Source organism: Streptomyces lavendofoliae, assembly GCF_014649735.1.
Lineage (GTDB): Bacteria > Actinomycetota > Actinomycetes > Streptomycetales > Streptomycetaceae > Streptomyces > Streptomyces lavendofoliae.
In genome coordinates this window covers 486,461-507,065 of record NZ_BMTP01000001.1, presented here as the reverse complement: position 1 = coordinate 507,065, position 20,605 = coordinate 486,461, and the positions used below count along the sequence as shown (strand labels likewise).

Annotated in this window: 19 protein-coding genes; 8 read left to right on the top strand and 11 right to left on the bottom strand. The window is 71.8% G+C overall.

Annotation, left to right across the window (positions count from 1 at the left end; translation table 11 throughout):
- Positions 1 to 6: 6 nt before the first annotated feature.
- From IE109_RS02265 to IE109_RS02240, 6 genes are all read right to left on the bottom strand, one after another.
- Positions 7 to 1,263 (bottom strand): cysteine desulfurase, encoded by a 1,257-nt coding sequence (locus IE109_RS02265; protein ID WP_189548686.1) that lies wholly within the window; start codon positions 1,261 to 1,263, stop codon positions 7 to 9.
- Positions 1,260 to 2,024, bottom strand: a complete 765-nt coding sequence (gene sufC / locus IE109_RS02260) for a Fe-S cluster assembly ATPase SufC (RefSeq protein ID WP_189548685.1) — start codon at positions 2,022 to 2,024, stop codon at positions 1,260 to 1,262. Before sufC ends, IE109_RS02265 begins: the two co-directional genes overlap by 4 nt.
- 7 nt (positions 2,025 to 2,031) lie before the next feature.
- Entirely contained in the window at positions 2,032 to 2,349 is a 318-nt protein-coding gene (locus IE109_RS02255) for a non-heme iron oxygenase ferredoxin subunit (protein WP_064073103.1), read from the bottom strand.
- Positions 2,349 to 3,530, bottom strand: coding sequence for a Fe-S cluster assembly protein SufD (sufD, locus tag IE109_RS02250; RefSeq protein WP_189548684.1), 1,182 nt, complete (start codon positions 3,528 to 3,530; stop codon positions 2,349 to 2,351). The genes IE109_RS02255 and sufD overlap by 1 nt, the downstream gene beginning before the upstream one ends.
- A gap of 141 nt (positions 3,531 to 3,671) precedes the next feature.
- Positions 3,672 to 5,087 (bottom strand): Fe-S cluster assembly protein SufB, encoded by a 1,416-nt coding sequence (gene sufB, locus IE109_RS02245; RefSeq protein ID WP_189548683.1) that lies wholly within the window; start codon positions 5,085 to 5,087, stop codon positions 3,672 to 3,674.
- Positions 5,084 to 5,818, bottom strand: coding sequence for a helix-turn-helix transcriptional regulator (locus IE109_RS02240; RefSeq protein WP_189548682.1), 735 nt, complete (start codon positions 5,816 to 5,818; stop codon positions 5,084 to 5,086). Before IE109_RS02240 ends, sufB begins: the two co-directional genes overlap by 4 nt.
- A gap of 293 nt (positions 5,819 to 6,111) precedes the next feature.
- Between IE109_RS02240 and IE109_RS02235 the strand changes: the two genes are divergently transcribed.
- Genes IE109_RS02235 through IE109_RS02225 form a run of 3 tightly spaced genes read left to right on the top strand, consistent with a single transcriptional unit; the run spans position 6,112 to position 8,826 of the window.
- The gene (locus tag IE109_RS02235; RefSeq protein ID WP_189548681.1) at positions 6,112 to 7,038 is read left to right on the top strand and encodes an ABC transporter ATP-binding protein; all 927 of its coding nucleotides are present in this window, start codon (positions 6,112 to 6,114) and stop codon (positions 7,036 to 7,038) included.
- Positions 7,035 to 7,802, top strand: a complete 768-nt coding sequence (locus tag IE109_RS02230) for an ABC transporter permease (protein ID WP_189548680.1) — start codon at positions 7,035 to 7,037, stop codon at positions 7,800 to 7,802. The genes IE109_RS02235 and IE109_RS02230 overlap by 4 nt, the downstream gene beginning before the upstream one ends.
- Before the next feature lie 43 nt (positions 7,803 to 7,845).
- A complete protein-coding gene (locus IE109_RS02225; protein WP_229890451.1) occupies positions 7,846 to 8,826 on the top strand; it encodes a COX15/CtaA family protein in 981 nt (326 codons plus the stop codon).
- 89 nt (positions 8,827 to 8,915) lie between these two features.
- Here IE109_RS02225 and IE109_RS02220 read toward each other — a convergent pair whose 3' ends face one another.
- From IE109_RS02220 to IE109_RS02210, 3 genes are all read right to left on the bottom strand, one after another.
- Positions 8,916 to 9,995: an amidohydrolase family protein gene (locus IE109_RS02220; RefSeq protein ID WP_189548678.1), complete on the bottom strand. Its 1,080-nt coding sequence runs from the start codon at positions 9,993 to 9,995 to the stop codon at positions 8,916 to 8,918.
- A gap of 69 nt (positions 9,996 to 10,064) precedes the next feature.
- Entirely contained in the window at positions 10,065 to 10,427 is a 363-nt protein-coding gene (locus IE109_RS02215; RefSeq protein ID WP_189548677.1) for a hypothetical protein, read from the bottom strand.
- A 94-nt stretch (positions 10,428 to 10,521) separates the two neighbouring features.
- A complete protein-coding gene (locus tag IE109_RS02210) occupies positions 10,522 to 11,463 on the bottom strand; it encodes a heme o synthase (RefSeq protein ID WP_189548676.1) in 942 nt (313 codons plus the stop codon).
- Between the two features lie 356 nt (positions 11,464 to 11,819).
- Between IE109_RS02210 and tkt the strand changes: the two genes are divergently transcribed.
- From tkt to pgl, 5 genes are read left to right on the top strand one after another with little or no spacing between them, the layout of a single operon-like run.
- Positions 11,820 to 13,907 (top strand): transketolase, encoded by a 2,088-nt coding sequence (gene tkt / locus IE109_RS02205; RefSeq protein WP_189548675.1) that lies wholly within the window; start codon positions 11,820 to 11,822, stop codon positions 13,905 to 13,907.
- Positions 13,908 to 13,942: 35 nt separating this feature from the next.
- Entirely contained in the window at positions 13,943 to 15,061 is a 1,119-nt protein-coding gene (gene tal / locus IE109_RS02200) for a transaldolase (protein ID WP_189548674.1), read from the top strand.
- A gap of 3 nt (positions 15,062 to 15,064) precedes the next feature.
- On the top strand, positions 15,065 to 16,597 hold the full coding sequence (gene zwf / locus IE109_RS02195) for a glucose-6-phosphate dehydrogenase (protein WP_189548673.1): 1,533 nt from the start codon (positions 15,065 to 15,067) through the stop codon (positions 16,595 to 16,597).
- On the top strand, positions 16,594 to 17,670 hold the full coding sequence (opcA, locus tag IE109_RS02190; protein WP_189548672.1) for a glucose-6-phosphate dehydrogenase assembly protein OpcA: 1,077 nt from the start codon (positions 16,594 to 16,596) through the stop codon (positions 17,668 to 17,670). Before zwf ends, opcA begins: the two co-directional genes overlap by 4 nt.
- On the top strand, positions 17,667 to 18,449 hold the full coding sequence (gene pgl, locus IE109_RS02185; protein ID WP_189548671.1) for a 6-phosphogluconolactonase: 783 nt from the start codon (positions 17,667 to 17,669) through the stop codon (positions 18,447 to 18,449). The genes opcA and pgl overlap by 4 nt, the downstream gene beginning before the upstream one ends.
- 32 nt (positions 18,450 to 18,481) lie before the next feature.
- On the opposite strand, the gene IE109_RS02180 is transcribed toward pgl, so the two are convergent.
- Both IE109_RS02180 and IE109_RS02175 read right to left on the bottom strand, forming a co-directional pair.
- The gene (locus IE109_RS02180; protein WP_189548670.1) at positions 18,482 to 20,137 is read right to left on the bottom strand and encodes a PH domain-containing protein; all 1,656 of its coding nucleotides are present in this window, start codon (positions 20,135 to 20,137) and stop codon (positions 18,482 to 18,484) included.
- Positions 20,134 to 20,592: a PH domain-containing protein gene (locus tag IE109_RS02175; RefSeq protein WP_189548840.1), complete on the bottom strand. Its 459-nt coding sequence runs from the start codon at positions 20,590 to 20,592 to the stop codon at positions 20,134 to 20,136. Before IE109_RS02175 ends, IE109_RS02180 begins: the two co-directional genes overlap by 4 nt.
- Positions 20,593 to 20,605 lie beyond the last annotated feature (13 nt).

The window sequence follows — 20,605 nt, the reverse complement described above, 5'->3', positions numbered from 1 at the left end:
CCGCTCCTAGCCGAAGAAGTTCCGGACGTGCTCCAGTCCCTCGACCAGGGCGTCGACCTCGGCCGGAGTGGAGTACAGATAGAACGACGCCCGCGTGGTCGCAGGAATTCCGTACCGCAGGCAGACCGGCCGGGCGCAGTGGTGGCCGACCCGGACGGCGATGCCCTGCTCGTCGAGGACCTGGCCGACGTCGTGCGGGTGGATGTCGCCGAGGACGAAGGAGATCGCCGCGCCGCGGTCCTCGGCCGTCACCGGGCCGATGATCCGCAGGTCCGGGACCTCCTGGAGGCGGCGGACCGCGTACTCGGTGATCGCGTGCTCGTGGCGCGCGACGTTCTCCATGCCGATCGAGGTGAGGTAGTCCACCGCCGCGCCGAGACCCACGGCCTGCGCGATCGGGGGCGTGCCCGCCTCGAACTTGTGCGGTGCCGGGGCGTAGGTCGACGAACTCATGGAGACGGTCTCGATCATCTCGCCGCCACCGAGGAACGGCGGGAGGTCCTCCAGCAGCTCCTGGCGGCCCCACAGCACGCCGATGCCGGTCGGACCGCACATCTTGTGGCCGGTGAAGGCGACGAAGTCGGCCTGGAGGGCCTGCACGTCCAGCGGCATGTGCGGCGCGGCCTGCGAGGCGTCGATCAGCACCAGGGCGCCGACGTCCTGGGCGCGGCGCACTATCGCCTCGACCGGGTTGACGGTGCCCATGATGTTCGAGACCAGCGTGAAGGAGACGATCTTCGTCTTCTCGGTGATGATCTCGTCGATGTTCGACAGGTCGAGACGGCCGTCGTCGGTCAGCCCGAACCACTTCAGCTTCGCGCCGGTGCGCTGCGAGAGCAGCTGCCACGGAACGATGTTGGAGTGGTGCTCCATCTCCGTGATGACGATCTCGGTCTCACGGTCGACGCGGTAGGGCTCGTCGGCCCAGCCCAGCATGTTGGCGACGAGGTTGAGCGACTCCGAGGCGTTCTTGGTGAAGATCACCTCGTCCCGGCTGGGCGCGTTGATGAAGGCGGCGACCTTGTCGCGCGCTCCCTCGTACAGCGCCGTGGCCTCCTCGGCCAGCACGTGCACGCCGCGGTGCACGTTGGCGTTGTGCCGCTCGTAGTACTCGCTGACGGCGTCGATGACCTGGCGCGGCGTCTGCGAGGTCGCCGCGTTGTCCAGGTACACGAGCTTCTTGCCGTCGTGGAGCACCCGGTCGAGGATCGGGAAGTCCTTGCGGAGCGCCTCGGTGTCGAGGAGGCCCGGCAGCTGTGTCACGCGGATGCGCCACCCTTCGTGTAGGACTCGTAGCCCTCCGCCTCCAGCTTGTCGGCGAGCTCGGGGCCGCCCGACTCGACGATCCGGCCGCCTGCGAAGACGTGGACGTGGTCCGGCTTGATGTAGCGCAGGATGCGCGTGTAGTGGGTGATCAGCAGGGTGCCGACGTCGCCGGACTCGCGGACGCGGTTGACGCCCTCGGAGACGATGCGCAGCGCGTCGACGTCGAGGCCGGAGTCCGTCTCGTCGAGGATGGCGATCTTCGGCCGGAGGAGCTCCAGCTGGAGGATCTCGTGGCGCTTCTTCTCACCGCCGGAGAAGCCCTCGTTGACGTTGCGCTCGGCGAAGGCCGGGTCCATGTTGAGGCGCTGCATGGCCTCCTTGACCTCCTTCACCCAGGTGCGCAGCTTGGGGGCCTCGCCGCGGACGGCGGTGGCGGAGGTGCGCAGGAAGTTGCTCACCGAGACGCCGGGGATCTCCACCGGGTACTGCATGGCGAGGAAGAGGCCGGCGCGGGCGCGCTCGTCGACGGACATCTCCAGGACGTCCTCGCCGTCGAGGGTGACGGTGCCGCCGGTGATCGTGTACTTGGGGTGACCGGCGAGGGAGTACGCGAGCGTCGACTTGCCGGAGCCGTTGGGGCCCATGATGGCGTGGGTCTCGCCCTGCTTCACGGTCAGGTCGACGCCCTTGAGGATCTCCTTCGTGGCGTTGTCGGCCTCGACGGAGACGTGCAGGTCGCGGATTTCAAGCGTTGCCATGGGTGACTCAGGACTCCTGGGTGACGGAGACGAGCACATCGTCCCCTTCGATCTTTACGGGGTATACGGGGACGGGGCGCGTCGCGGGAAGGCCGGACGGCTTGCCGGTGCGGAGGTCGAAGGCGGATCCGTGCAGCCAGCACTCGATCTGGCAGTCCTCGACCTCGCCCTCCGACAGCGAGACGTTCGCGTGCGAGCAGATGTCGTGGATCGCGAACACCTCGCCCTCGGTCCGGACGACGGAGACGGGCGTGCCGTCGAGTTCCACCCGCTTCGGGGTGTCCTCCTCCAGCTCGCTCAGCCCGCAGGCTCGGACGAAGGGCATCAGAGGGACGCCTCCAGCTCGGCCTCGATCTTGGTGATCAGGCGCTCCTCGACGTCCGGCAGACCGATCTGCTGGACGAGCTCGGCGAAGAAGCCGCGGACGACGAGGCGGCGCGCCTCGATCTCCGGGATGCCGCGAGCCATCAGGTAGAAGAGCTGCTCGTCGTCGAAGCGGCCGGTGGCCGAGGCGTGACCGGCGCCGGCGATCTCGCCGGTCTCGATCTCCAGGTTCGGCACCGAGTCGACGCGGGCGCCGTCGGTGAGAACCAGGTTGCGGTTCATCTCGTACGTGTCGGTGCCCTCGGCCGCGGCCTGGATGAGCACGTCACCGATCCACACCGCGTGGGCCTGGTCGCCCTGGAGCGCGCCCTTGTAGGCGACGTTCGACTTGCAGTGCGGCGTGTTGTGGTCGACGAGGAGGCGGTGCTCCTGGTGCTGGCCCTTGTCGGTGAAGTACAGGCCGAACAGCTCGGCCTCGCCGCCGGTGGCGGCGTACGTCACGCGGGGATGGAGGCGTACGACGTCCCCGCCGAAGGTGACGACGACCGACTTGAAGGAGGCGTCCCGGCCGATCAGCGCGTTGTGCTGGGCGACGTGGACGGCCTTCTCGTCCCAGTCCTGGATGGAGACGACGGTGAGCTTGGCGCCGTCCCCGAGGACGTAGTCGACGTTGGCGGCGAGGACCGCGTCACCGGTGTGGTCGATGACCACGACGGCCTCGGCGAACGCGCCGAGTTCCACGACCTGGTGGCCGAAGGCGGTGCCGCCCTGGCCGTGCACGGAGATCCGGATCGGCTCGGTGAGCGCGGTCTCCTTGGGCACGGTGACGACCGAGGCCTTCTCGAAGGAGGAGTACGCCTGGGCGGCGACCCGGTCCACCGGAGTGCCGGCCCTGCCGAGCCGCTCGTCGTCACGGCCGACGGTCTCGACGGTGACGCCCTCGGGCGCCTCCACGTCGACGCGCACACCGTCGCCGGTGGCGATCGCGGTGCCGTCGTGCAGACCGCGGAGCCGCTCCAGCGGCGTGAACCGCCACTCCTCCTCGCGGCCGTGCGGGACGGGGAAGTCCGCGACGTCGAAGGACGGGGGGGCGCTCATGCGGGTCGCGACGGTGGACTCGGCGGCCACCGCGATGGAACCGGCGGTGGTGGAGCCCGCCGGGAGATTCTGAGCCTCAGCCATGGCTGTCGGTCTGCTCGCTTTCTGCGTTCGGTGCGGTCGCCGCCCGCGGGGCGGACCGGCCGGGGCCGGTCGCCCCGTGGGCGGCTCCAGCGGGCTCACACCGGGTGAGCCCGGGGACGTGATCGATACGGCCGGGGGCTGCTAGCCCACCGAGCCTTCCATCTGCAGCTCGATCAGCCGGTTGAGCTCGAGCGCGTACTCCATGGGCAGCTCCTTGGCGATCGGCTCGACGAAGCCGCGCACGATCATCGCCATGGCCTCGTCCTCCGACAGGCCGCGGCTCATCAGGTAGAAGAGCTGGTCCTCGGAGACCTTGGAGACGGTCGCCTCGTGGCCCATGGACACGTCGTCCTCGCGGACGTCGACGTACGGGTACGTGTCCGAGCGGGAGATCGTGTCGACGAGCAGGGCGTCGCACAGCACGTTCGACTTGGAGCCCGGGGCGCCCTCGCCGATCTCGATGAGACCGCGGTAGGAGGTCCGGCCGCCGCCTCGCGCCACCGACTTGGAGACGATGTTGGAGGAGGTGTTCGGGGCCATGTGGACCATCTTGGCGCCGGCGTCCTGGTGCTGGCCCTCGCCCGCGAAGGCGATGGACAGCGTCTCGCCCTTGGCGTGCTCGCCCATCAGGTAGACGGCCGGGTACTTCATCGTCACCTTGGAGCCGATGTTGCCGTCGACCCACTCCATGGTCGCGCCCTCGTAGGCCACCGCACGCTTGGTGACCAGGTTGTAGACGTTGTTCGACCAGTTCTGGATCGTCGTGTAGCGGCAGCGGCCGCCCTTCTTGACGATGATCTCGACGACGGCGCTGTGCAGCGAGTCCGAGGAGTAGATCGGGGCGGTGCAGCCCTCGACGTAGTGGACGTAGGCGTCCTCGTCGACGATGATCAGCGTCCGCTCGAACTGGCCCATGTTCTCCGTGTTGATGCGGAAGTAGGCCTGGAGCGGGATCTCGACGTGCACGCCCTTGGGGACGTAGATGAACGAGCCGCCGGACCACACCGCGGTGTTCAGCGACGCGAACTTGTTGTCGCCGACCGGGATGACCGTGCCGAAGTACTCCTGGAAGAGCTCCGGGTGCTCCTTGAGCGCGGTGTCGGTGTCGAGGAAGAGGACGCCCTGCTCCTCCAGGTCCTCGCGGATCTGGTGGTAGACGACCTCGGACTCGTACTGCGCCGCGACACCGGCGACGAGGCGCTGCTTCTCCGCCTCGGGGATGCCGAGCTTGTCGTACGTGTTCTTGATGTCCTCGGGCAGGTCCTCCCAGGAGGCGGCCTGCTTCTCGGTGGAGCGGACGAAGTACTTGATGTTGTCGAAGTCGATGCCCGACAGGTCGGAGCCCCAGTTCGGCATGGGCTTCTTGTCGAAGAGGCGCAGACCCTTCAGCCGCAGCTTCAGCATCCACTCCGGCTCGTTCTTCTTCGCGGAGATGTCGCGGACGACGTCCTCGGAGAGACCGCGCTTGGCGGCGGCACCGGCCGCGTCCGAGTCGGCCCAGCCGTACTCGTACCGACCCAGGCCCTCGAGCTCGGGGTGGCTGATCTCGGTGGTCATGCGGGGTTCCTCCCGGCCGTGCTTGCGGATGCTGTTGATGTGGTGTGCGGGATGTACGTCGTGCAGACCCCGTCGCCGTGCGCGATGGTCGCCAGTCGTTGCACGTGGGTGCCGAGCAGACGGCTGAAGATCTCCGTCTCAGCCTCGCACAGCTGCGGGTACCGCTCGGCGACGTGGGCGACCGGGCAGTGGTGCTGGCAGAGCTGCTGTCCGACCGGCGCGTTGCGCGCCGTGGCAGCGTACCCGTCCGCGCTCAGGGCCCTCGCGAGCGCCTCGGCGCGCTTCTCGGGCGGCGCCGCCTCGACCGCCTCGCGGTACGCCTCGGCCTGGGACTCGATCCGGTCCCGGGCGAACGCGGCGACCGCGGCCTCGCCGGCGGCACCTCCGCCGGCGGTGCGCTCGATCCAGCGCAGGGCGTCGACGGCGAGCGAGTCGTAGGACTGGTCGAAGGCGTCCCGGCCGCAGTCGGTCAGGGCGAACACCTTCGCCGGGCGGCCTCGCGTGCGCGCGCCGTAGACGCGCTGCTCGCGGGCGGCGACGACGTCGTCGGCGACCAGGGCGTCGAGATGCCGGCGGACGGCGGCCTGGGTGAGGCCGAGCCGCTTGGCGAGCTCGGCCACGGTGGACGGGCCGTGATCCAGGATGGACCGCGCGACCCGGTTGCGCGTCGAGCGCTCCCCGGTCGCGAGTTCCTCCGCTGGAGCCGCGGGAGCCTCACCGACGTTTTTCACAACGCCATTGTTGCGTAATTCCTCAAGACCTGACAAGCGACGTCCCGACCGGCGGACGGTGCCGTACATCACTAAGGGAAACCTAACCTGACCTGCGGAAACGATCAGGTCCGAAGGTGGGACGAACCCGCCGACCCGGCCCTGACCTGCCCGTTTTGCCCGGTCGCGGGCGTGGGCGCCGTCCCGCGGAGGGCCGCGCCGGGGGCTCGGGGGGCCGCCCGCGCGGGGCTTCCCCCGATCCCGGCTCCACCCGCCGGACGGGTCGACCCGAGCCGCTCTCTAGACTTCCGCCCATGCGAAACGAGTCCGTCGTCCAGGTCCGTGGCCTGGTCAAGCGGTACGGGACCACGACAGCGGTGAACGGCCTCGACCTCGACGTCCGGGCGGGCACCGTCACCGCCGTCCTGGGACCCAACGGGGCCGGCAAGACCACCACCGTCGAGACCTGCGAGGGCTACCGCCGCCCCGACGCCGGTACCGTCCGCGTCCTGGGCCTCGACCCGGTCGCCGACGCCGCCCGGCTCCGGCCCCGCGTCGGCGTGATGCTCCAGTCCGGCGGCGTCTACTCCGGCGCCCGCGCCGGCGAGATGCTCCGCCACACGGCGAGGCTCCACGCCCACCCCCTCGACGTGGACGCGCTGATCGAGCGCCTCGGCCTCGGGTCCTGCGGCCGGACGGCCTACCGGCGGCTCTCCGGCGGCCAGCAGCAGCGCCTGGCGCTCGCCATGGCCGTCGTCGGGCGGCCCGAGCTGGTCTTCCTCGACGAGCCGACCGCCGGCCTCGACCCGCAGGCCCGTCGCTCCACCTGGGACCTGGTCCGCGAGCTGCGCGCCGACGGCGTCACCACCGTGCTCACCACCCACTTCATGGACGAGGCCGAGGAGCTCGCCGACGACGTGGCCATCATCGACGGCGGCCGGGTCGTCGCCCAGGGCAGCCCCGAGGAGCTGTGCCGGGGCGGCGCCGAGAACACCCTCCGCTTCACCGGCCGGCCCGGCCTCGACCTCGGCTCGCTGCTCAAGGCGCTGCCGGACGGCACCGCGGCCGCCGAGCTGACGCCGGGCGCGTACCGCATCAGCGGCACCGTCGACCCGCAGCTGCTCGCCACGGTCGCCTCCTGGTGCGCGCAGCACGGCGTGATGGCCGACGGCATCGCGGTCGAGCGGCACACCCTCGAAGACGTCTTCCTCGAACTGACCGGCAAGGAGCTGCGTTCATGAGCGGCGGGACCTACACGCCCCGGCCGGGAGCCGCGCCGGCCGGGCGGATGATCGTCGCGCAGGCCGCCTTCGAGACGAAGATGCTGCTGCGCAACGGCGAGCAGCTGCTGCTCACCGTGGTCATCCCCTCGCTGGTGCTCGTCCTGTTCTCGGCGGTCGACGTCGTCGACACGGGCGAGGGCAGGGCCGTGGACTTCCTGGCACCCGGCGTCCTCGCGCTCGCCGTGATGTCGACGGCCTTCACCGGCCAGGCCATCGCGACCGGATTCGAGCGGCGGTACGGGGTGCTCAAACGGCTCGGCGCGTCACCGCTGCCGCGGTGGGCGCTGATGACGGCCAAGACCGCCTCGGTGCTGGTGACCGAGGTCCTCCAAGTCGCGCTGCTGACGGTGATCGCGCTGGCGCTGGGCTGGTCCCCGCACGGCAGTCCGGCGGCGGTGTTCCTGCTCCTGCTGCTCGGCACGGCGGCCTTCTCCGGGCTCGGGCTGCTGATGGCCGGGACCCTGCGGGCGGAGGCGACGCTGGCCGCCGCGAACCTGGTGTTCCTGCTGCTCCTGGTGGGCGGCGGGGTGATCGTGCCGCTGGAGAGGTTCCCCGGTGCGGTGCGCGCGGTGCTGGAGCTGCTGCCCATCTCCGCCCTGTCGGACGGGCTGCGGGACGTGCTCCAGGGCGGGGCGTCGATGCCGTGGGGCGCGGCGGGGATCCTGGCGGTCTGGGCGGTGCTGGGGCTGGGCGCGGCGGCGGCGTTCTTCCGCTGGGAGTGACGGGAGGGGGGTTCGTGAATCGATGCACAAGCGGACGCCTACGATGGTGTCCGTGTTGACCCCCCTCGCCTTTATCGCCCAGCGCTGGACACCCTCCCCCAGAACGGTCCGGCGTGCCGCTCTCTCCGCCGTCGTCATGACGGTGGTCATCATCGTGACGGGCGGCGCCGTCCGGCTGACGGGTTCCGGCCTCGGCTGCGACACCTGGCCCAAGTGCACGGACGACAGCCTCTTCACCACGTCCGAACAGGGGCTCCACGGAGCCATCGAGTTCGGCAACCGGCTGCTGACGTACGTGGTGTCGGCTGCCGTGGGCTGGTTCATCGTGGCGGCCCGGTGCGCCGAGCCGCGGCGGCGGCGGCTGAGCCGGCTGGGCTGGCTCCAGTTCTGGATCGTGGCGCTCAACGCCGTCATCGGCGGCATCACGGTGCGGCTGGAGCTCAACCCGTGGACCGTCGCCGTCCACTTCCTCGCCGCCAACGCGCTGCTGACGGTGACCACCGTCAGCTGGCTGCGCGCCGGGGAGGGCGACGGCCCGGCGCGGCCCCGCGTACCGGGGCCGGTGCGCAAGCTGGGCTGGACGCTGGTGGTGGTGGCCGGTCTGCTCGTCGCGGCGGGCACCACGGTGACCGGCTCCGGCAAGCACGCGGGGGACAGCAGCGACGTGCCGCGCATGCCCTTCGACTACACCTCGGTCGCCCAGGTCCACGCGCTGTTCGCCTGGGCGGTGTGCGCTCTCGCGCTCGCCGTCTTCTTCGTCCTGCGCGTGGTGGACGCCCCCGACGACACCCGGGCGCGCGCCCGTGACCTGCTGCTGGTGCTGCTGGCGCAGGGTGGCATCGGGTACGTGCAGTACTTCACCGGAGTGCCGGAGGTCCTGGTCGGCCTGCACATGCTGGGGTCGTCGCTGATGTGGATCGCGGTGCTGCGCCTGGCGCTGAGCCTGCGTGAGCGGCCGGCCCAGGCGCCGGCCACCGCGATCCCCGCGCAGGCTCCGGACGCGGCGCTGAGCCCCACCGCCTGACCGGGTCCGGCCGCCGGCGTGGCCGCCCCGCCGGACCGGGCCGCCCGTCGCCCTGTCGGAGACCCGCCGGCCGGGGCGGGGCCCGTCGCCTAGCCGAGCCGGTACACCCGCCGGGCGTTCCCCGACGCGATCATGCCGGCCACCCGCTGGGCGTCGGCGCCGGACCACGCGCCGTCCCGGACCCAGTCGGCCAGCACCCGGGTGAGCGCCTCGCGGAACACCCGCGCCCCCACCACGTGCAGTTCGGGCAGCCCCCGCGCGCCGCTGGAGAACAGCAGCTTGCCGAACGGCGCCAGCTCCAGCGTCTCGGCCAGCACGGCCGCCGCCCGGGCGCCCGTCCGCGCCAGCGCCGGGCCCAGGTCGGCGTACACGTGCGGGAACACGCTCGTCAGGTGCGCGGCCTGCCGGTGGTGGGGGTAGCCGTGCAGCAGCACCAGGTCGGTGCCCAGCCCGGCGGTGGCCGCCGCGAAGTCGCCGAGGGTCATGGGGTCGTCGTCACCCAGGTGCAGCTGCAGCGGCCGCCCCGACGAGACGGCGATCCACAGCAGGTGCCGCAGCAGCACCGGGTCGGTGAGCGCCCCGCCCGCCTCGCGGCGGGCCAGCCAGCGCCCGGCGGCGCCCCGCACCTCGCCGGGGCCCGGGGGCTCGGGGGCGGCGGCGAGCCCGTGCCGTACCGCCGCGACGGAGGTGAAGGCGACGGCGGTGAGGGCCGCCCCGTGGACCGCCCGGGCGAGGTTGGCGAGCAGCGCGTCGACGGTGCCGGAGGTGTCGGCGACCTGCTCGGCGAGCAGTTCGAGGCGGACGATCTCATGGGCGCCGGCGGCACCGGCGGCGGCCAGCTCGTCGGGGCCGGTCAGGTCGCCGGGCGGGCCGGTCTCGACCAGGTAGGTGGAGATCCCGGTGGCGCGGAGCAGCCGGCGCCCCGATTCCAGGACCCCGAGCTCGCGGCGGCGGGCCAGGTAGCGCGCGGGCGGGCAGTGCGGCTCCAGCCCGAGCAGGGGCGGGCACCAGCGCCGTACCGCGAAGCCGGTCTGGGTGTCGAAGAAGGTGGTGCCGGCCGCGGGCGGACCGGCGGACCGGCCGAGCAGGGCCTCGAAGGTGCCGAGGCCCAGCTCCGTGCGGAGCACCCCGTGGCAGTACTGGTCCACCAGCGTCGGGGTGTCGATCATTGCGGGGGCTCCCTGCGATGGCTGAACCGTCACAGGTCCTAACGGGTGACCCCCGCCCGAGGTGTTGCCTCAGTCGTTCGAGGGGCCGCCGACCTGGATGCCCGCCATGCGGGTCCACTCGTACGGGCCGGTGCGGACCTTCGCCGCGAAGTCGCCGTCGAAGGACTCGTGGAGCGTGAGATTCGCCTTCTCGGCGGCGATCCTGGCGACCTCGTGGCTCGGCGCGACGAGGTCGCCCCAGCCGCCGTCCTCGCCGACGAGGACGATCCGGGTGCCCATCCGGCCGATATAGGCGAGCTGGCCCTCGGCGCCGCCGTGCTCCTTGGAGAACGTCTCGATCCGCTTGGCGAGCTTCGAGGCCGCGCGCTCGGCCCGGGCCCGCGCGGCTCCGGGCCCCGCCTGCGTGGTGTCGCCCTGCTTGGTGTCTGCCATGGACAGGATGCTACTCGCGGGTAGATCGACTGGCGACGGGCGGGCCACGTGGCCTTGGCCACGCGACCCGCCCGTCGGCGGAACAGGTCCGCGGTTACCGCAGGAAGGGGTCCACGGCGACCGCCACGAACAGCAGCGACACATAGGTGATGGACCAGTGGAACAGCCGCATCTCCTTCAGCTTGCCGCCCGTCTCCCCCGCCTTGGCGCGGTTCTGCAGGCCGTGGGCCTCCCACAGCCACCAGCCGCCGGTGGCCAGCGCCACCGACGTGTAGAACCAGCCGGTGTAGCCGAGCGGCATCAACAGCAGGGAGACCGCGACCATCACCCAGCTGTAGAGGACGATCTGCCGGGCCACCACCTTGTTGGACGCGATGACCGGCAGCATGGGCACGCCCACGCGCGCGTAGTCCTCCTTCACCTTCATCGACAGCGGCCAGTAGTGCGGCGGCGTCCAGAAGAAGATGACGAGGAACAGGATGACGGCGGCCCAGGACAGCGAATTCGTGACCGAGGACCAGCCGATCAGGACCGGCATGCAGCCGGCGATACCGCCCCACACGATGTTCTGCGCGGTGCGGCGCTTGAGGATCATCGTGTAGACGACGACGTAGAAGAGGAGCGCGCCCAGCGACAGCCAGGCGGACAGCCAGTTGACGAGCAGCCCGAACCAGAGCGTGGAGACGACCGCGAGGGTGAGGCCGAAGACGAGCCCCTCGCGCGGCGAGACCATGCCGGTGACCAGCGGCCGCTGAGACGTGCGGTCCATCAGGGCGTCGATGTCGCGGTCGATGTACATGTTCAGGGCGTTCGCGCCGCCTGCCGACAGGTAGCCGCCGAGGCAGGTGGCGAGCACCAGCCACAGGTCGGGCACGCCCTGTTCGGCCAGGAACATCACGGGGACCGTGGTGATCAGGAGCAGCTCGATGATCCGCGGCTTGGTCAGCGCCACGAAGGCCTTGACGCGGGCCCCGAATGGCCGCTTCCCCGTGCTCCTGTCGAGCACACCCGCCGGACGGGATTCGACGGCCGTCACGCACACCCCTGACAGAGACATCCCAGCGAGTCGACTCCTGGGCGTGAAGGCCCGGTAAAGACTCGCGCGTACCACGCCACTCTAGACGTTGCCCATACCTCGCTCTTCGCGGGGGTGGGTCGTGTTGGAGAGGGCACCGCAAAGGGTGGTTTCCACGCTCGGATGAGCGATCGGATGAGCGCCTCCGTATTCACTTGCCGAACGCCGTAGGGCCCAGTCAGGAGGCGGATCCCGGCCGATCCCGGCAGTCTGGAATGACTCGAAAAATTGCACGTTCTCACGGGGGTAGGCTCGACAACGGCCGGTGGGATCTACGTCACCGGCATTCGACATGTGGAGAGGAGCCCTGACCCAGGGTGAGCACCAAGCCGACCACCACAGACCTCGAGTGGACCGAGTTGGACCAGCGGGCCGTCGACACCGCCCGCATCCTGGCCGCCGATGCCGTACAGAAGGTCGGCAACGGCCATCCCGGTACGGCCATGAGCCTGGCCCCGGCCGCGTACACCCTCTTCCAGAAGGTGATGCGGCACGACCCGGCGGACGCCGACTGGACCGGGCGCGACCGTTTCGTGCTGTCCGCCGGACACTCGTCCCTGACGCTCTACACCCAGCTCTACCTGGCCGGCTTCGGCCTGGAGCTGGACGACCTGAAGGCCTTCCGTACCTGGGGCTCGAAGACCCCGGGCCACCCGGAGTACGGGCACACGGTCGGTGTCGAGACGACGACCGGGCCGCTGGGCCAGGGTGTCGCCAACGCCGTGGGCATGGCCATGGCCGCCCGCTACGAGCGCGGCCTGTTCGACCCGGAGGCCGCTCCCGGCACCTCGCCGTTCGACCACTTCGTCTTCTGCGTCGCCGGTGACGGCTGCCTCCAGGAGGGCATCTCCGCGGAGGCGTCCTCGACGGCCGGCCACCAGAAGCTCGGCAACCTGATCCTGCTGTGGGACGACAACCACATCTCGATCGAGGGCGACACCGAGACCGCCGTCTCCGAAGACACGATGAAGCGCTACGAGGCGTACGGCTGGCACGTCCAGCGCGTGGAGCCCAAGGAGAACGGCGACCTCGATCCCGAGGCCCTCTTCCGCGCCCTCCAGGCCGCCAAGGCGGAGACCTCGCGCCCGTCGTTCATCGCGATGCGCTCGATCATCGCCTGGCCCGCGCCCCACGCGCAGAACACCGAGGCCGCCCACGGCTCGGCGCTCGGCGACGAGGAGGTGGCGGCCACCAAGCGCGTTCTGGGCTTCGACCCCGAGAAGTCTTTCGAGGTTTCGGACGAAGTCATCGGCCACACCCGCCAGGCCCTCGACCGCGGCCGTGAGGCCCGCGCGAAGTGGGAGAAGCAGTTCCAGGAGTGGCGCGCCGCCAACCCGGAGCGGGCGGCCGAGTTCGACCGCGTCGCCGCGGGCGAGCTGCCCACCGGCTGGGAGGAGAAGCTCCCGGTCTTCGAGACCGGCAAGGGCGTCGCCACCCGCGCCGCCTCCGGCAAGGTGCTCCAGGCGCTGGGCGCCGTCATCCCCGAGCTGTGGGGCGGCTCCGCCGACCTGGCCGGCTCGAACAACACGACGATCGACAAGACGTCGTCCTTCCTCCCCGTGGGCAACCCGCTGCCGGAGGCCGACCCGTACGGCCGGACGATCCACTTCGGCATCCGTGAGCACGCCATGGCCGCGGAGATGAACGGCATCGCGCTGCACGGCAACACCCGCATCTTCGGCGGCACCTTCCTGGTGTTCTCCGACTACATGCGCAACGCCGTCCGGCTCTCCGCGCTCATGCACCTGCCGGTGACGTACGTGTGGACGCACGACTCCATCGGTCTCGGCGAGGACGGCCCGACGCACCAGCCGGTCGAGCACCTGGCCTCGCTGCGCGCCATCCCGGGCCTGAACGTCGTCCGTCCGGCCGACGCCAACGAGACGGCGATCGCCTGGCGCGAGATCCTGCGCCGCTGGACCAAGGAGTTCGGCAAGGGCGCCCCGCACGGTCTGGCGCTCACCCGCCAGGGCGTGCCGACGTACGAGTGGAACGACGACGCGGCCCGCGGTGGCTACGTGCTGTTCGACGCGGACGGCGGCGAGCCGCAGGCCGTGCTGATCGCCACGGGCTCCGAGGTGCACCTGGCCGTCGAGGCCCGCGAGCAGCTCCAGGCCGCCGGCGTTCCGACCCGGGTCGTGTCGATGCCGTGCGTCGAGTGGTTCGAGCAGCAGGACCAGGGGTACCGGGATGCCGTGCTGCCGCCGTCGGTGAAGGCACGCGTCGCGGTCGAGGCCGGGATCGGTCTCACCTGGCACCGGTTCGTCGGTGACGCGGGTCGCATCGTGTCGCTGGAGCACTTCGGTGCCTCGGCCGACGGCAAGGTGCTCTTCCGGGAGTTCGGCTTCACCGCGGAGGCGGTCGCCGCCGCCGCCAGGGAATCCATCGAAGCCGCTGCGCGCTGACGCCGATACACGAACTAGTAGGAGATGCAATTCTCATGACAGACGCACTCAAGCGCCTCTCCGACGAAGGCGTCGCGATCTGGCTGGACGACCTGTCCCGCAAGCGGATCACGTCCGGGAACCTCGCCGAGCTGGTCGACCAGCAGCACGTGGTGGGTGTGACCACCAACCCGTCGATCTTCCAGAAGGCGATCTCGCAGGGTGACGGCTACGACCAGCAGCTCACGGACCTCGCCGCCCGCGAGGTCACGGTCGAGGAAGCCATCCGCATGATCACCACGGCGGACGTGCGGGACGCGGCCGACATCCTGCGCCCGGTCTTCGACGCCACGCAGGGCCAGGACGGCCGGGTGTCGATCGAGGTGGACCCGCGCCTGGCGCACAACACCCGGGCGACGGTCGCCGAGGCCAAGCAGCTGGCGTGGCTGGTCGACCGGCCGAACACGCTGATCAAGATTCCCGCCACCGAGGCCGGCCTGCCGGCCATCGCGGAGGTCATCGGCCTGGGCATCAGCGTCAACGTCACGCTGATCTTCTCGCTGGAGCGCTACCGCCGGGTGATGGAGGCCTACCTCATCGGCCTGGAGAAGGCCAAGGAGCGCGGCCTGGACCTGTCGAAGATCCACTCGGTGGCCTCGTTCTTCGTGTCCCGCGTGGACACCGAGATCGACAAGCGGCTGGACTCCATCGGCACCGACGAGGCCAAGGCCCTGCGCGGCAAGGCCGCCCTCGCCAACGCGCGGCTGGCCTACGAGGCGTACGAGGAGGTCTTCTCCTCCGACCGCTGGGCGGCGCTGGACAAGGCGCAGGCCAACAGGCAGCGTCCGCTGTGGGCCTCCACCGGCGTCAAGGACCCGGCGTACAAGGACACGCTGTACGTCGACGACCTGGTCGCGCCGGGCACGGTGAACACCATGCCCGAGGCCACCCTGGAGGCCACGGCCGACCACGGTTCGATCACCGGGAACACCATCGCCGGTACGTACGACCAGGCGCGCGCCGACCTCGCGGCCCTCGAGAAGCTCGGCATCGGCTACGACGAGGTCGTGCAGCTGCTGGAGGACGAGGGCGTCGACAAGTTCGAGGCGGCCTGGAACGACCTGCTCAAGTCGACCGAGGCGGAGCTCAAGCGCCTCGCCCCTTCGGAGGCGTAAACCTTGAACGCAGTTCATGGAGCGAATCCGCTCCGTGACGCCGCAGACCGACGGCTCCCGCGCATCGCGGGGCCGTCGGGCCTGGTGATCTTCGGCGTTACGGGCGATTTGTCCCGGAAAAAGCTGATGCCTGCCGTGTACGACCTCGCCAACCGGGGGCTGCTCCCACCGGGCTTCTCGCTGATCGGGTTCGCCCGTCGCGAGTGGCAGGACGAGGACTTCGCGGACGAGGTGTACCAGGCCGTCAAGCAGCACGCCCGCACGCCCTTCCGTGAGGAGGTGTGGCAGCAGCTCAGCCAGGGGATGCGCTTCGTCCAGGGCAACTTCGACGACGACGAGGCGTTCGAGACCCTGAAGAAGACGATGGACGAGCTGGACCAGGCCCAGGGCACCGGCGGCAACTTCGCCTTCTACCTCTCCGTTCCCCCCAAGTTCTTCCCCGTCGTGGTCCAGCAGCTGAAGAAGCACGGGCTGGCCGACGAGAAGGGCGACTCCTGGCGGCGCGCGGTCATCGAGAAGCCGTTCGGGCACGACCTGGCCTCGGCCAAGGACCTCAACGGAATCGTCCACGAGGTCTTCTCGCCCGACCAGGTCTTCCGCATCGACCACTACCTGGGCAAGGAGACCGTCCAGAACATCCTGGCGCTCCGCTTCGCCAACACGCTCTTCGAGCCGATCTGGAACCGGTCGTACGTCGACCACGTGCAGATCACCATGGCCGAGGACATCGGCATCGGCGGTCGCGCCGGGTACTACGACGGCATCGGCGCCGCCCGGGACGTCATCCAGAACCACCTCCTCCAGCTGCTCGCGCTGACCGCGATGGAGGAGCCCGCCTCCTTCGACGCGGACGCGCTCGCCGCCGAGAAGACCAAGGTGCTCGGCGCGGTGAAGCTGCCCAGGGACCTCGGCGAGTCCACCGTGCGCGCGCAGTACGCGGCCGGGTGGCAGGGCGGCGCAAGGGCCGTCGGCTACCTGGAGGAGGACGGCATCGACCCGCAGTCGAAGACCGACACCTACGCCGCGATCAAGCTGGAGATCGACAACCGCCGCTGGGCGGGCGTCCCCTTCTACCTGCGCACCGGCAAGCGGCTCGGCCGCCGGGTCACCGAGATCGCGGTCGTCTTCCAGCGCGCCCCGCACTCCCCCTTCGACCACACGGCGACGGAGGAGCTCGGGCAGAACGCCCTGGTCATCCGGGTCCAGCCGGACGAGGGCGTGACGCTGCGGTTCGGCTCGAAGGTGCCGGGCACCTCCATGGAGGTCCGGGACGTCTCGATGGACTTCGCCTACGGCGAGTCCTTCACGGAGTCCAGCCCCGAGGCGTACGAGCGGCTCATCCTGGACGTCCTGCTCGGTGACGCCAACCTCTTCCCGCGCACGGAGGAGGTCGAGCTGTCCTGGAAGATCCTCGACCCGATCGAGCAGTACTGGGACCGCCACGGCAAGCCCGCGCAGTACGAGTCCGGGACCTGGGGTCCGGTCGAGGCGGACGAGATGCTCGCACGAGACGGACGGAGCTGGCGCCGGCCATGAAGACCGACCTTACGGACACCACATCCAGCAAGATCAACAAGGCGCTGGTGCTGGGGCGCAGGGCCATCGGGACACCGGCCATAGGCATGGTGCTCACCCTGGTCATCGTCACCGACGAGGAGAACGCCTACGACGCCCTGAAGGCGGCCAACGAGGCGTCCCGCGAGCACCCGTCGCGGACCCTGGTCGTCATCAAGCGCCCCTCGCGGTCGCCCCGCGACCGGGCCAACGCGCGCCTGGACGCCGAGGTGCGGCTGGGCGCGGACGCCTCGACCGGCGAGACGGTCGTGCTGCGGCTGTACGGCGAGGTCATCGACCACGCCCAGTCGGTCGTCCTGCCGCTGCTGCTGCCCGACGCCCCCGTGGTGGTCTGGTGGCCGGTGGCCGCGCCGACGGACCCGGCCAACGACCCGCTGGGCGCCCTCGGGCAGCGCCGGGTCACCGACTCCTACGCCTCCGAGCACCCGGTGCGGGACCTCGCCGCCCGTGCCGCCGCCTACACGCCGGGCGACACGGACCTGTCCTGGACCCGGATCACGCCGTGGCGTTCGATGCTGGCGGCGGCCCTGGACCAGGTCACGTGCGAGGTCACGTCGGCCGAGGTGGAGGGCGAGGAGTTCAACCCGAGCGTCGAGCTGCTGGCCATGTGGCTGGCTGACCGCCTGAAGATCCCGGTGAAGCGCGCGACCTCGTCGGGCCCCGGCCTGACGGCGGTGCGGATGGAGACCACCTGCGGCCCCATCGTGCTGCACCGGCCGGACGCCTCGCTCGCCACGCTGTGCATCGAGGGCCAGCCGGACCGCGCGGTGGCGCTCAAGCGCCGCGAGACGTCCGAGCTGATCGCCGAGGAGCTGCGGCGACTGGACCCGGACGACACGTACGCGTCCGTGCTGCGGTACGGGGTGGAGCGGCTGGGCGAGGACGCCCGGCCGGCCGAGGGCGGACGCGAGTCCGCGGAGACCTCGGCCGGGCAGTCGGCCGAAGCGCCGGCCGATGAGGAGCCCGCCGCTCGGAAGGCCGCGGCGAAGAAGACCACGGCCAAGTCGTCGGCCAAGAAGGCGGCGGCCACGTGAGCGATCCCGAGCTCGTCGTCCACCGCGACAAGGAGCTGATGGCCCAGGCCGTGGCGGCCCGGCTGATCACCGCGATCGTGGACGCCCAGGCCGCCCGGGGCGTCGCCTCGGTGGTCCTGACCGGCGGCCGCAACGGAAACGCCCTGCTGGCCGGCCTGCGCGCGTCCCCCGCCCGGGACGCGATCGACTGGTCGCGCCTCGACCTGTGGTGGGGCGACGAGCGGTTCCTGCCGAAGGGCGACCCCGACCGCAACGACACCCAGGCCCGCGAGGCGCTGCTCGACGGCGTGCCGCTGGACCCGGCACGGGTGCACACCATGCCGGTGGCGGGCGGTGCTTACGGCGACGACGCGGACGCCGCCGCCGCGGCGTACGCGGAGGAGCTGGCCGCCGCCGCGGGGCCGGACGACGACGGCCCGGTGCCGACGTTCGACGTGCTGATGCTGGGCGTCGGGCCGGACACCCACGTCGCCTCGCTCTTCCCGGAGCTTCCGGCGGTCCGGGAAACCGAGCGCACGGTGGTGGGCGTGCACGGCGCGCCCAAGCCGCCGGCGACCCGCGTCTCGCTGACGCTCCCGGCGATCCGGGCGGCGCGCGAGGTGTGGCTGCTGGCCGCGGGCGAGGACAAGGCGCAGGCGGTGGCGATCGCCCTGTCGGGCGCCGGCGAGATGCAGGCCCCGGCGGCCGGCGCGTACGGCAGGTCGCGGACGCTGTGGCTGCTGGACCAGGCGGCGGCCGCGCGTCTGCCCGGGGCCCTGGAGCCGCCGGCGGGCGTCTGACGACCGGTCACCGCACCGCGATGAGGCCCGGTTCACCCCCGCGGGTGGGCCGGGCCTCCGTCGTCGACGGCGCGCCCGGGGCCCGGCCCCGGGTCCGGCTTCGGTTCCCGGTCCGGGTCCGGGTCCGGGTCCGGTTCCGGGTCCGGCTTCGGGGCGGGCTCCAGGAAGGGTTCCAGGAGGCCTGGGACGGCGGCCCGCGCGAAGGCCAGGCCCTCGGACCGGTCCGCGTCATGGACGTGGTACGCGCCGGCTCCCGCCGCCGTCGTCGCGGTCAGCGTGACGAGGCCGGCCCGGCGCTGGAAGTACGACTGCCCGATCGTCCACCCGATGACGCCGCCCCGGTGGAGGGCGACGGTGGCGCGGAGGACGGTACCCGAACGGGTGACCAGGTAGGCGCCGCTGATGCCGTGGCCGAGGCCGCGGTACGCGTCCAGGGCGGCCAGAACCGCGAGGGGCGGCAGTACCAGGGCGCATCCCACCGCCACCACCGACACCGCCTCGGCCGGCTCACCGGTGAGGACGACACCGAGCACGGCGAGCACCAGGAGCGGCAGGAGCGCGGCCCCCGCGCCCCACCGCAGCCGCCGGGCGCGGGCCGCCCGGGGATGGGCGGTCAGCGGCGTCCCGGTCGGCGCCACCGCCTCCCGCAGCACCCGCGCCGCCACCTCGTGCGCGAGGTGGCGGGGAACGGGGGGCAGCAGCGTCTTGTGGTCGGCGTGCCGGTCGTCCCCGGGCTCGGCGATACCGGTGGCGACCGCGTCGACCCGGGCCGCGCCGGCCAGCCGGGCGCCCAGCGGCTCGACCACCTCCACGCCGCGCAGGCGCCGCTCCTCGACGGAGATCGAGCGGGTGGTCAGCAGCCCCCTGCGCACCCGGAGGGTGCCGCCGGGCTCGCGCTCCAGGCGGTGGTTCCACCACATCTCGACCCACAGGCCGAGCGCGCCGACGACGCCCGCGAGGAGGGCCGCCGTGCCGAGCGCCAGGACGACCCACCCGACGCTCGTGTCCCGGAACCGGTCGCCCACCCAGGTGATCACCTCGTCCTGGGCGCCGAACCACTCGCCGACCTGCATCACGCCGCCCGCCGCGGCGCCCCCGAGCAGCGGGGCGACGAACGACAGGGGGGCGTACCGGATCCAGCGGGGGTCCAGGGCGGCCAGCAGGCCGTTCCGGTGCCCGTCACCGGCCGGCGCGGCGGGACGGGCGAGCAGTTCGCGGCGGAGCCGTTCGCCCTCCGCGCGGCTCACCGGGTGGAGTTCGAGCGTGGAGTCGCCCCCGGTGTGCTCGCCGGTGCCTATCCGGACCTTCACCAGACCGAGGACGCGCAGCAGCGGATGCGCCGTCAGGTCGACGCTGCGGATGCGGGAGCGGGCCAGCGACCGGCGCTTGACCAGCAGGAGCCCGCTGTGGAGCTCGGCCCGCTCGGGCCCGATGCGGTAACGGGTGCGGCTCCAGCGCACGTACTCCACCGCCGCCCCTCCGAGCACCGGCACCACGGCCGCGGCGAGCAGCGGGAGGACGCCGCCGCGCCGCGGCCCGTCACCGAACAGGGCGCCGCCGCCGAGGCCCAGCAGGACCGGTGCGCAGACGCCGGCGGCGAGCCCGGCCATGACCAGGGCGGTCACCAGGACGGCCCGCTTGTCGAGCCGCTGCCACCCGTCGGGGCCGGCGCCGTCCCCCGGGCTCATGTGGCGTCCCCGGGCGTGGCCCCGGTGATCCGGGTCAGCCGCCCGGCGAGCTCCGCCGCCAGTTCGTGGTCGAGGCCCCGGATCCGGATGGCGCCCTTGGCGGACGCGGTCGTCACGGTGACCGTGGCGAGCCGGAACACCTGCTCCAGCGGCCCGCGCACGGTGTCGACGGTCTGGATCCGGGACATCGGCGCGATGCGCCACTCCTGCCGGAAGGCACCGGTGCGGACGTAGACGGCGTCGTCGGTGACCTCCCAGCGGTGGAACCGGAACCACCAGCGGGGGAAGAACGCGGCGCAGCCGAGACCGGCCGCGGCCAGGATCCCGGCGGCGGGCCACAGCCACCAGCGGGCCGGGCCGATCAGGGCGCCGAGTACGGCCGAGGCCAGTACGGGTGCCCCGGTCAGGAGCAGCCAGCGGGCGCGCCACCAGCCGATGGCCCGCTCGTCGAGCATGCCGGCCGGCGGC

Bases quoted from the DNA above. Each gene is read 5' to 3' on its own strand.
- IE109_RS02215 (WP_189548677.1), bottom strand. From the start codon at position 10,427: ATGGCAGACACCAAGCAGGGCGACACCACGCAGGCGGGGCCCGGAGCC.
- sufD (WP_189548684.1), bottom strand. From the start codon at position 3,530: ATGGCTGAGGCTCAGAATCTCCCGGCGGGCTCCACCACCGCCGGTTCC.
- opcA (WP_189548672.1), top strand. From the start codon at position 16,594: ATGAAGACCGACCTTACGGACACCACATCCAGCAAGATCAACAAGGCG.
- sufC (WP_189548685.1), bottom strand. From the start codon at position 2,024: ATGGCAACGCTTGAAATCCGCGACCTGCACGTCTCCGTCGAGGCCGAC.
- IE109_RS02220 (WP_189548678.1), bottom strand. From the start codon at position 9,995: ATGATCGACACCCCGACGCTGGTGGACCAGTACTGCCACGGGGTGCTC.
- IE109_RS02175 (WP_189548840.1), bottom strand. From the start codon at position 20,592: ATGCTCGACGAGCGGGCCATCGGCTGGTGGCGCGCCCGCTGGCTGCTC.
- IE109_RS02230 (WP_189548680.1), top strand. From the start codon at position 7,035: ATGAGCGGCGGGACCTACACGCCCCGGCCGGGAGCCGCGCCGGCCGGG.
- IE109_RS02225 (WP_229890451.1), top strand. From the start codon at position 7,846: ATGGTGTCCGTGTTGACCCCCCTCGCCTTTATCGCCCAGCGCTGGACA.
- IE109_RS02180 (WP_189548670.1), bottom strand. From the start codon at position 20,137: ATGAGCCCGGGGGACGGCGCCGGCCCCGACGGGTGGCAGCGGCTCGAC.
- IE109_RS02255 (WP_064073103.1), bottom strand. From the start codon at position 2,349: ATGCCCTTCGTCCGAGCCTGCGGGCTGAGCGAGCTGGAGGAGGACACC.
- sufB (WP_189548683.1), bottom strand. From the start codon at position 5,087: ATGACCACCGAGATCAGCCACCCCGAGCTCGAGGGCCTGGGTCGGTAC.
- tal (WP_189548674.1), top strand. From the start codon at position 13,943: ATGACAGACGCACTCAAGCGCCTCTCCGACGAAGGCGTCGCGATCTGG.
- IE109_RS02235 (WP_189548681.1), top strand. From the start codon at position 6,112: ATGCGAAACGAGTCCGTCGTCCAGGTCCGTGGCCTGGTCAAGCGGTAC.